The organism is Aliarcobacter vitoriensis (assembly GCF_003316695.1).
Classification (GTDB): domain Bacteria; phylum Campylobacterota; class Campylobacteria; order Campylobacterales; family Arcobacteraceae; genus Aliarcobacter; species Aliarcobacter vitoriensis.
Genome location: NZ_PDKB01000007.1, coordinates 121,858 through 131,965 on the forward strand (window position 1 = coordinate 121,858; position 10,108 = coordinate 131,965).

General features: G+C 26.9%; 12 protein-coding genes and 1 pseudogene. 5 read left to right on the plus strand and 8 right to left on the minus strand.

Translation table 11 applies throughout. The features are described from left to right. Nucleotides 1-35 precede the first annotated feature (35 nt). The gene (locus tag CRU91_RS05485; RefSeq protein WP_113894204.1) at nt 36-290 is read right to left on the minus strand and encodes a helix-turn-helix domain-containing protein; all 255 of its coding nucleotides are present in this window, start codon (nt 288-290) and stop codon (nt 36-38) included. Between the two features lie 96 nt (nt 291-386). On the opposite strand from CRU91_RS05485, the gene CRU91_RS05490 reads away from it, so the two are divergent. Genes CRU91_RS05490 through CRU91_RS05500 form a run of 3 tightly spaced genes read left to right on the plus strand, consistent with a single transcriptional unit; the run spans nt 387 to nt 1,405 of the window. Beyond that, nucleotides 387-587 carry a hypothetical protein gene (locus CRU91_RS05490; RefSeq protein ID WP_113894205.1) on the plus strand — a complete coding sequence of 67 codons (201 nt, stop codon included), beginning with the start codon at nt 387-389 and terminating at the stop codon, nt 585-587. Between the two features lie 19 nt (nt 588-606). Then, nucleotides 607-1,047, plus strand: a complete 441-nt coding sequence (locus CRU91_RS05495; protein ID WP_113894206.1) for a hypothetical protein — start codon at nt 607-609, stop codon at nt 1,045-1,047. Continuing rightward, a complete protein-coding gene (locus tag CRU91_RS05500) occupies nt 1,040-1,405 on the plus strand; it encodes a hypothetical protein (protein WP_146951595.1) in 366 nt (121 codons plus the stop codon). Before CRU91_RS05495 ends, CRU91_RS05500 begins: the two co-directional genes overlap by 8 nt. Before the next feature lie 65 nt (nt 1,406-1,470). Here CRU91_RS05500 and CRU91_RS05505 read toward each other — a convergent pair whose 3' ends face one another. From CRU91_RS05505 to CRU91_RS05515, 3 genes are all read right to left on the minus strand, one after another. Further along, the gene (locus CRU91_RS05505; protein WP_113894208.1) at nt 1,471-2,736 is read right to left on the minus strand and encodes a Y-family DNA polymerase; all 1,266 of its coding nucleotides are present in this window, start codon (nt 2,734-2,736) and stop codon (nt 1,471-1,473) included. Nucleotides 2,737-2,849: 113 nt separating this feature from the next. After that, nucleotides 2,850-4,466: a DUF3373 family protein gene (locus tag CRU91_RS05510; protein WP_113894209.1), complete on the minus strand. Its 1,617-nt coding sequence runs from the start codon at nt 4,464-4,466 to the stop codon at nt 2,850-2,852. 63 nt (nt 4,467-4,529) lie between these two features. Beyond that, nucleotides 4,530-4,850 (minus strand): cytochrome C, encoded by a 321-nt coding sequence (locus tag CRU91_RS05515; RefSeq protein WP_113894210.1) that lies wholly within the window; start codon nt 4,848-4,850, stop codon nt 4,530-4,532. 372 nt (nt 4,851-5,222) lie between these two features. On the opposite strand from CRU91_RS05515, the gene CRU91_RS05520 reads away from it, so the two are divergent. Then, nucleotides 5,223-5,519 carry a c-type cytochrome gene (locus CRU91_RS05520; protein WP_113894211.1) on the plus strand — a complete coding sequence of 99 codons (297 nt, stop codon included), beginning with the start codon at nt 5,223-5,225 and terminating at the stop codon, nt 5,517-5,519. Between the two features lie 16 nt (nt 5,520-5,535). Then, on the plus strand, nt 5,536-6,825 hold the full coding sequence (locus CRU91_RS05525; protein WP_113894212.1) for an NAD(P)/FAD-dependent oxidoreductase: 1,290 nt from the start codon (nt 5,536-5,538) through the stop codon (nt 6,823-6,825). 50 nt (nt 6,826-6,875) lie between these two features. On the opposite strand, the gene CRU91_RS05530 is transcribed toward CRU91_RS05525, so the two are convergent. The 4 genes and pseudogenes from CRU91_RS05530 to CRU91_RS05545 all read right to left on the minus strand — a co-directional run. Continuing rightward, entirely contained in the window at nt 6,876-8,117 is a 1,242-nt protein-coding gene (locus CRU91_RS05530; protein WP_113894213.1) for a molybdopterin molybdotransferase MoeA, read from the minus strand. A 3-nt stretch (nt 8,118-8,120) separates the two neighbouring features. Further along, nucleotides 8,121-9,095 carry a cysteine desulfurase gene (locus CRU91_RS05535; RefSeq protein ID WP_113894214.1) on the minus strand — a complete coding sequence of 325 codons (975 nt, stop codon included), beginning with the start codon at nt 9,093-9,095 and terminating at the stop codon, nt 8,121-8,123. Next, the gene (gene fdhD / locus CRU91_RS05540) at nt 9,088-9,921 is read right to left on the minus strand and encodes a formate dehydrogenase accessory sulfurtransferase FdhD (RefSeq protein ID WP_113894215.1); all 834 of its coding nucleotides are present in this window, start codon (nt 9,919-9,921) and stop codon (nt 9,088-9,090) included. The genes CRU91_RS05535 and fdhD overlap by 8 nt, the downstream gene beginning before the upstream one ends. Then, nucleotides 9,918-10,108 (minus strand): annotated as a pseudogene (locus CRU91_RS05545) (cytochrome b/b6 domain-containing protein); the annotation flags it as partial. The gene fdhD and the pseudogene CRU91_RS05545, both read right to left, overlap by 4 nt.

Below are 10,108 nucleotides of genomic sequence, written 5' to 3' on the forward strand. Positions count from 1 at the left end.
AATACTTTGAATAAGCTTATACAAAATATAAAGAACTACTTAATATCTTTAAAAAATTCACAAATATCAACTTCTAAAACATTTGCTATTTTTACTAAATGTTCAATATTAAAATGTTTATTCTTGTGATAAATCTCTGCTACAGCTATTGTTCCTACTGACTTATGACCAATGGCTAAAGATAATGCAAGTTGAGAAATATTTTTTGATGTTCTTACTCTTTTTACATTTTGCCCTATTGTTTTATAAACTTCTTCCATTTGTTCATTTGAAATACTACAATCTTTCATTCACTTACCTATAGTTAATTATTTTATAAGTATAGAAACAATAAAATCTTGTCACAAGTAACTATAGTTACTCGAAACAAATTTAAAGAAGCTTTTATGGCAATAGGGAATGTAATGGAAAAAGGTAATTATGTTTATATTTATGATGAGAGAAATCAACAAATAGGTAGCATTTGGATTAATCCAAATAGTGATAAATTAATGGGATATACGAGCAGTACAGTTAATGTAAAAAAGGGCTCTTATGTTTACACGTATAATGAGAAAGCACAACAAATATCAAGTAGACAAATTTAATAATAAAAGGAAATGAGTTATGAATAAAATTAAAGATTTTTCTTTTAAATCAATGTTAGAATCAGGAGTTATTATTATGATAATTCCTTTAGTATATTTTTTATTCCAAGGTGTAAGTATTGGAACTATGCTTTTATATATATTTACAGGAATTACTATTGCTCATTTATATAAAATGTGGTTAATTTATAATGAAGTTACAAAAAACAATAATCAAGAAGAGTACAAGAAAGTTGCAAAACAGACAAAAACTACTGTATTGGTTTTTAGTGTTCTATCATTTATTTGGCTAGTCCTTGCTTTGGTTGGTATATTCTTTTCTGAAGAAATTATTGTAGATGAAGAGTTAAAAGTTGCTTTTATTTTTGAGATTATTTTAATATCTTCAATATTATTAGTTAGTTTAAGAATAACAAATAATCTTTACAACATATTATATGAGAACAAACAAAATGATTAATATTCTAAAATCACTTATAACTATTACTTTAATAGCACTATTATTTAGTGCTTGTGATAGTGAACCACAAGTTCAAGTAGAACTTCAACCTTTTAGAAATACAAACTATCCTCAATACATACACCATAGGCTTATAGTTACTGTACTAAAAGATAATCTTGAAATAAAAGATATAGTAGTTAATGATAAAAGTGAAGGTTGTGACCACAAGGGATATATTAATTTTTCAGATTCTAAAGTTAATAAATTACCTGCAATTTTAAATTCTTACCAATTTATGACAATAACTTTTTTAGGTTGCAGGGTTAAAAAAGTTGATATTTTAACAAATCAAGGAGATTGGAGTTTTGAATTTTAAGTAATATAAACTTTGTATATTTTCAATAATTGAAAATATACAAAGCAAAAATTAGTTTTAAATAGTTATATTTCAAAAGCATTTTTTACAATATCTACTCCATATTTTTCTCTTAATACCTGTATTTTATCTGTTAAACCAATTTTTTTTATTTCATCTTCATAATCAAAAAGGTTTGAAGTAAAGCCATTGGTTTTGGAAAAATTAAAAACTGTAATATATAATTGCAAAATACCGTGTGTTCTATGTAAATCTGTATCTTCAAAAAGTTTTATCATACAATTTTTAAAATCTATTTCATTGAAAAGTTTCGAAACATTTATAGAATTTTTAGATTTTACGCCAAATTCATATCTAATTAAAATTGAATAAGAAAGTGGATTTACTTGCTCTTTTTTGACAATAAAACTAAGATATCGAGATAAAATCATAACTCGCCTTCTTAACTCATTTCTATCAAAAATCACATCAAAACTTCGCCCTATTCCAAGACTTTTTCTCTCTCTTTGAATTGTTAGTTTATTATCTCTTATCCCACAAACACGATTATATGTATCCTCTCCTATTTTTCCCCAAGAGTAAAAAAGTTTTTGATTCTTTCTTATATCTCCTAAAGTATTGATATTGTAACCCTTTAATCTATCACAAAAGGCTTTTCCAATTCCTGTAAATTTCTCTATTGGAATATCTTTTGTAAAAGCTTGTATATCTTCACTTTTTATATATTTTATACCATTTGGTTTGGCAAATTCTGTAAATAATTTTGATAAATATTTTGTTTTTGAAATACCTATGGAAACTGGTAGTTGAAGTTCAGATAAAATTCTATTTTTAAGCTTAAATGCAAAATCTAAAACTTCATTTTCATCTATATAACCACTTAAATCTCCAAAAAATTCATCAATTGAAAATTGTTCAATTATAGGAATTTCATCTTCTAAAATAGCTTTTAGTTTTTGAGACAATTCATCATATAAACTATAATTTGGTGCTACCATCTTTAAATGTGGGCAAAGTTTTAAAGCTTCATTTACACTCATAGCAGTTTTTACGCCAAACTTTCTTGCTTCATAAGAACAGGTTGTAATAATACCTCTTATTCGACCATTTTCATCTATAAAATAATCTTTTGAATTTACTTTTTCATCACTACTTAATATTTTACTAGAAAAAGCTGCTCGATTGATAGAAATAGTTCTTTTACTTTTTTTTGAAGAGAAAATATCAGTATTGCTTCGTCCTCCAACAGCAACTGGAATATCATGCAAACTTTTATCTAAAGTTCTTTCAGCAGATACAAAAAAACAATCTAAATCTAAGTGAATAAACATAAGAGAATTTTACTTAAAAATTTTAAATTGTTCAAAAAAGATTACAAATTGTTATATTTTTACTAATTTAAAATTTCAAGTAAAATATAAAAAGGTGAATTTCACCTTTTTATTTAAAATCTATATCTAACATAAGCTCTAATATCTTGTGCTTCTTTAACTGCACTTCCTTCAGCTTCTGAGATTTTTACAGGCGTTCCATCAGCTCCAAAGAATGAGTTAGAACCTGTATAATCATAATCCATATAAACATAACTTAATCCAAAACTTATAGACTTAGTAATTTTTTGTGTTCTATATATTTCAAAAGCTTTACCACGAACAGCTATTTTACTTCCAGAATAAGTATCTTCACCATAAGTCATAGAACGCCAATATTTACTTCCTTTATTCCATTCAAATCCAATTTTGGCACTATCTGGAGTAATAGGACAAGGTGCATTTACTCCTAACCATACAGAGTAACCAGTTTCAGAGTCAGTTGAGCCTAACATTCCTTTTGAATTTGGATTTGTTCTACTCATAGCAAATGAAGCAAAGGCTGTTGTATTATCCAAATAATCAGATATTTCATTTCCTATACCATTTGTCATAAATAGTGCCGTTACAAAATCCATATCTCCAACATCTTGAAATGATGGTTTATTCATTTGTAAATTATATGCTGCATTTGCATCTGGACTCATTTTATATTGCCCATAAGCATTATTAAAATTACTCATTGATTGATTATCAAATCCTATTAAATTCCAAGTATGAGCATAGTTAAGATGTACTGAATATTGCCCATTATCATAAGGAACAGCTATAAAACCTAACATATCAACATCAACATTTTTATCTTCATCTTTTGAATATGCTGGTTTAAACATATCAAATCTTGGAGTTGCATTTGTCAATCCTCTTCCACCACAAATTTTCAACCAAGAACCAGTAAGCCCCAATATATTTTCTGTATCAACTTTAAATGAAAAACCATCAAATTCAACATCAACTACATGAGAAAGTGGAGAATTTTCTTTTTGATCATTTCTAAGATTTATAGGTAAACCATCTGTTGATGGTCTTCTTCCTATTGAAATAGACCAAGGAGTATCAGCACCAAAAATCGTTTTATCCTGATAGAGCCAATAAGCCTCTTTTACTTTTAGTGAGTTATCATTTGCATTTTCATTTGTTACCCAATCAAAATTTGCATAACCTGGATTTGTATTTGATTGAGAATGATCTGCTGAATCTCCAAAAGCTTTATTATAAGACAATTTTCCAATAAAAGATGAGTTATCATCTGCTTTATATTTTGCACCTAACCACAATCTGTTCGTTAAAAGTGATTTATTTTTAGAATGACTTCCATCAACATGTTTGTATTGGATATTATCAACTTGTGTTCTAAAATCAACATCCCATTTCAAATTATCATTTGCACTTTGTATTTTTGCATCTGTTGCTGTTTTTTGAACAGAATTGAGCTTTTTCTCTATATTTTCAATTCTTTTTTCATCAATATTAACAACTGATTGTTGAATATTTTGTGTTGGGGATATATTTGAAACTGCTTTTTCAAGTTCTTTATCTTTAGTTTCTTGCAAAGCTACTTTTTTTTCTAAGGCTTCAATTTGTGATTTTAAAGCCTTTATTTGTTCTAACATCTCTTTATTGATATCAGAAGCCAAAGAAGTTGTTGCAAGTGCTGTAACAACAGATAATACTATTAATTTTTTTTTCATAACTTTCTCTTAATATAGTTTATTTTAAATCAAAATAACGATAAATTCGTAATTTAAAGTTATTTAGCAAGATGGAGCATTTCCAGAATCACTTGCATAGTGAATTAAAAAATCCATAATGTCTTTTTTGTCTTTTTCACTTATATCACTAGACTTTGCAGTTGGACAAAGTTTATTAAGCTCTTCTGCAAACTTTCCTTCTTTTGATATATTTTCCCAATCATCTTGCGTATGTTTAGCTGCAAAATCTGTTCCATCCATTCCACAAGGTTCTTTTAAAAATTTCACAAAACTTCTTTGCCCTTTATCTACATCTGCGAATAATGAAGATGTTGTAAATCCTAAAACTAAACTACTTATTGCTAACACTTTTAATATTTTCATACTAAACTCCTTAAATTATTTTGTGGAAGAATTATAACTACAAAAAATAAAATTTATATAAAATATATACATAAATTTTGAAATAATTAAATATTTATTTTATCAATTAAAGTTCGTATTTACAATATATATAAGAAGTTTTTATAAATATTATAAATAATTTTAACTTATATTATAAATATTCTAATTTTTTATTATAAATAAATACTTAAAAACTAAACAAATATTATTTTAATAAAATATTGTAATAAATTAATAATATTTATTTATAAATATTTCATAAATTATTATTATGATATGTATTGAATTTAATCTTTTATTAAGAAAAAAACATTATCATTAACCTTGTATTACTAAAATTTAGGAGAGAAGATGAAAAAACTTGCGTTTTTATTTTTATGCTTATCAAGTCTATCTTTTGCGGTAGATTATGATCCACAAAGAGGAAAGATGCTATCTTTATCGTGTGCAAACTGCCATGGAACTGATGGAAAATCAAATTCAACATTCCCGTATATTGCTGGTTTAGACAAAGATTATTTGTACAAAACTTTACTTGATTTTAAAACAGGTAAAAGAACAGATACATATATGATGACGAAACATACAAAAGGTTTCACAGATGAAGAGTTAGAACAACTATCTTACTACTTTTCAAAAGTTAAATAAGCAAAAAGGATAAAAAATGTTAAATAGAAGAAATTTTAATAAGTTACTTTTAGGAGCAACTGCTCTATCTTTGACTGCTTGTAATAGTTTATCAAGTAGTAGTGTATCATTTCCAGCAAACAAAAAAAGAGTTGTTATTGTTGGTGGTGGATTTGGTGGAGCTGCAACTGCTCGATATTTGAGAAAATTTGACTCTGAAGTTGAGATAGTTTTAATTGAAAAAAATAAAGAATACTATACTTGTCCATTTAGCAATGCAGTTATTGCAGGTATGGAAAAAATGGACTTTATAAAACAAGATTTAAAAACATTATCTAAAAAACACAATATAAATGTTGTGTACCAAGAAGTGAAAAAAATTGATGGAGCAACAAATAGTGTTATTTTAGAAAATGGTCAGATTATAACTTACACAAAATGTGTTGTATCTCCAGGGATTGATTTCAAATATGAAAAAGGTTACACAAAAGAAGGTGAAAAATATTCTCCACATGCTGTAATAGCTGGAGAACAAACTATATTACTTCAAAAACAACTTGAAAATATGAAAGATGGTGGAACATTTGTAATGGTTGCTCCTGCTGATCCTTTTAGATGCCCTCCTGGTCCTTATGAAAGAATTTCACTTGTAGCACACTATATAAAACACAATAAACCTAACTCTAAAATAATAGTTTTAGACCAAAAAGATAAATTCTCTAAACAAGCTTTATTTACAAATGGTTGGAAAGAACTTTATGGTGACCTAATTGATTGGAGAGCTGCACAATTTGGAGGAAAAGTTGTAAGTGTTGATCCTATTAAGAAGATAGTTGTAACAGAAGATGAAGAGATACAAGCTGATGTTTTAAACTATATTCCAAATCAAAAAGCTAGTAAATTAGCATTTGATTCTGGTCTTATTGCAAAAGGTGATTGGGCTCCAATTTATCCAAAAACATTTGAATCAAAGCTTGTAAAAGATGTTCACGTAATAGGAGATGCTTCGATAGCTCAACCTATGCCAAAATCAGCATTTAGTGCAAGTACACAAGGTAAAGTTGTAGCTTTACAAATAGCAAGATTTTTGAAGAATCAAGAACCAATAAATCCTCCAAAGCTTGCTAATACTTGTTATAGCTTGTTAAACCCAACTTATGGTATATCAATTGCAGCTGTTTATAATGCACACGATGATCATATAGAAAGTGTTCAAGGAGCAGGAGGAGTAAGTCCAGATCATGATGAAGGATTTATTAGAGAACTTGAAGCACAGTATGCTTACTCTTGGTATAAAAGCCAAACAGAAGATATTTTTTATAACTAAAAATCTAAAATCCAGAGAAATCTGGGTTTTAAAATATCATACTTATTTTTTTAATTTATAAAATCAACTTTTTTAGATATATACTTACCATTAAACTCTAATATTTTTATATTACAATTATCTTTTATAGTTTCACTATTTCCACTTGAAACCACTAAAGAGTTACTTTCAAAAACTGCACTTATCATACCTGAACCATATTTATTATCTCTTGTTACTATAAATTCACCATTTACAATTTTTCCTAAAACTGCTTCTGTACGATTTTGTTTTACATTGAACTCTTTTTTATTTAATGCAAAAGTAAAATCATGATAAAAAGCTATTTCACCTTGAAATTTTTTTAATATTGGAATAACGAACAAATAACAGTTTATCATAGCAGCTAGTGGATTACCTGGTAGAGATATAACCAAACTATGATTCAAAGTTCCCATCATCATAGCACGACCTGGTTTTAAATTTACTCCATGATACGCAATCTTCAATCCACATTTTAAAAATGCTTGTGCCACAAAATCAGCATCTCCCATAGATATTCCTCCACTTGTTACAATGATGTCAAAATCTCTTAGATTTTTAATAAATTCAATAGATTTTTCCAAGCTATCAGGAATAACTCCACAATAAGTACTTTCAAAATTTTTCTCTTTTAATTGTGCATCAATAGCAAAAGCATTGCAATTATAAATCTCTTCATCATCAGCTTTTTCCCAAGGCTCTTTTAATTCATTGCCCGTAGATAAAATAGCAATTTTTATTTTTTTAAAAACATCTATTTGTGTTAATCCTTGACTTGAAAAAAGTGCAATATGTGAAGAGTTAATTTTTTCACCTTTTTTTATAATAATATCACCTTGCTTTAACTCTTCACCTTTTAATCTTAAATTTGCACCTTTTTTTATATTTTGTGGTATTGTTACAGAATCTTTTAATACATTTTCACAAAATTCAATAGGAACTATCGTATCAATATCACTTGGAGTTTTTGCTCCTGTCATTATCTTATAGCATTCATTCTCTTCTAAAGATTCAAACTCTCTTTTATCTCCTGCAAAAATAGTATCTTTTATACGTAAAGTTTTTCCAGCATCACTATATTTTATAGCAAAACCATCCATAGCAGAATTATTAAACGAAGGAAGATTTTTAACACAAACGATATCTTTGCTTGCAACTCTTCCCAAAGAGTAAATAAAATCTATAATTTCTGTTTTATTTGTAGAATTTACGAGTTCTAAACTTGTTTTACAAGCTTCTTTAAAATCTAAATAATTTAATCTTTCTTTCATTATCTATTCTCCAAAACTTCTTATTTGTTTATATTTTTTATATATCAAATCAACTAATAAATCTATTTTTTCATAATTTAGATTTTCATTAAAACTAAAACTCAAAGCATTTCTACTTGTAGTTTCATCATAACCCATAGCTTGTATAACTCTTGACGGTTTAGATAATCCCAAACTACAACCTTCTCCATTTGATAAAAAGATATTTTCAAAAGCCAAAGTTCTTATAATCTCCCTTGCCTTTATACCTTTTAAAGCAATATGAAAACTATTTTTTAAAGTTTTTTCATTGTCCACAAAAAAGTACAAATCATCTTTAAACTTTTGCTTTAATTTTTCTATAAAAATATCCTTCATTGTAATATCTTTTTTTATATTTTTATATGACTTAAAACAAGAATATATAGCTAAACTATCTGTAAAACCTATATGTAATTGTTCTAAACTATCATCATTAAAGCATATTACTCCATTTAAAGAGTAACCACTTAATTTATAGTTATCAAAATATATGATATCGCTAGACTTACTAAAATTTGCACTTGCATTTGAAATAATTTTTGCTTTTGTAAGTTTTTTTACATCTTCTAAAGGTGTTTTTAAAAAAGTATCCATAACATAAGATGAGATAAAAACATAATCAAACTCTTTTTTATCTAAAGGTTTTAAATCAATACTTCCATCTTTATTTAGAGGTAAATATTCTACTTCAAAACCTAAACTTTCATACAGTTTCGCACCATCAATTAAAGCTTGTGTTTCTCCTAAACTAACGGCTATTTTTCCTTTTAATTCTAAAAAAAGACCTAAAAAACCCTCTTTTGAAAAAGAAAAAGTTTTAAGTTTTTTAAAACCAAAGTAGTTTAAAAAATCAAAACATAAATCATCAAAATTTGAATTTGAAACTAAGCTATCAAGACTTAAATTAAAATCCTCTATTTTAATTGGATTGTATTGCAAAAAATTTAATCTAATCAACTTTCACTCTTCCACTATGTGTATAAACATTCATTCTATGCTCTCTTGCAAAACCTATAAGGGTAACTCCATGTTCACTTGCAGCTTTTATACCTTCAAAAGTAACAGCTGCTTTTGATACAACTATTGGTATTTTGTGCATTACACATTTTACAACCATCTCATTTGATAATCTTCCAGTTACATACAAAACAGATTTTTTTAAATCTTTTCTAGCCATAGTTACAAGTCCTATAACTTTATCAATAGCATTGTGTCGTCCAATATCTTCTGTTTCAAAATATGTCCCATCTTCTAACACAATTCTTGCTTTATGTACACACCCAGTGTCATCAAAGAGCTTTGAAGATTTGTTAAATTCACTCATTTGTTTTAAAATAAAAGTTGATTTTAAAGTATATTGTGTTGATATAAAAGAACAATCAAAAACTTTTTCAGCATTTCCAGTAACTCCAACACAACATCCAGAAGTAAGTGTTTTTTGTTTAAACAAGTTTTCATAAGCTATTTTTGAAATATCAGCTTCAACAAAAACATTTAAACCATCTTCACTTATTTTTAATGATTTTATATCATCAATATTAGAAATCACTGCTTCACTAAGTAAAAATCCAACAATATGAGCATCTTGATGCTCTTTTATACTCATAACAGAGATTAGTTTTTCACCATTTAAGTAAAAATCTATTTTTTCATCTTTTATAACAAAATCTTCAAAACTCTCAAAACTATCTTTTGAAAATTTATCAACAAAAATCTTTTTTGTATTACTCTTTTCACAAATAGGAAAAGAAGGGAAGTTTTCACTTCCAAAAACTTTCGTCATCTTCTTTTTTCCTCTTTTTTAATAACATCTTCTAAAACATCAGGGGCAAGTTGTTGTAAAAATTCTCTAGGATATTTACCTGTTATCAAACCTTTTAAATTTCCTTTTACTGCAACCAATACTGAATACACAAAATCCATCAAGAAGAACATTATTAATACACTTGATCCAAAGTGTACATAAAGCA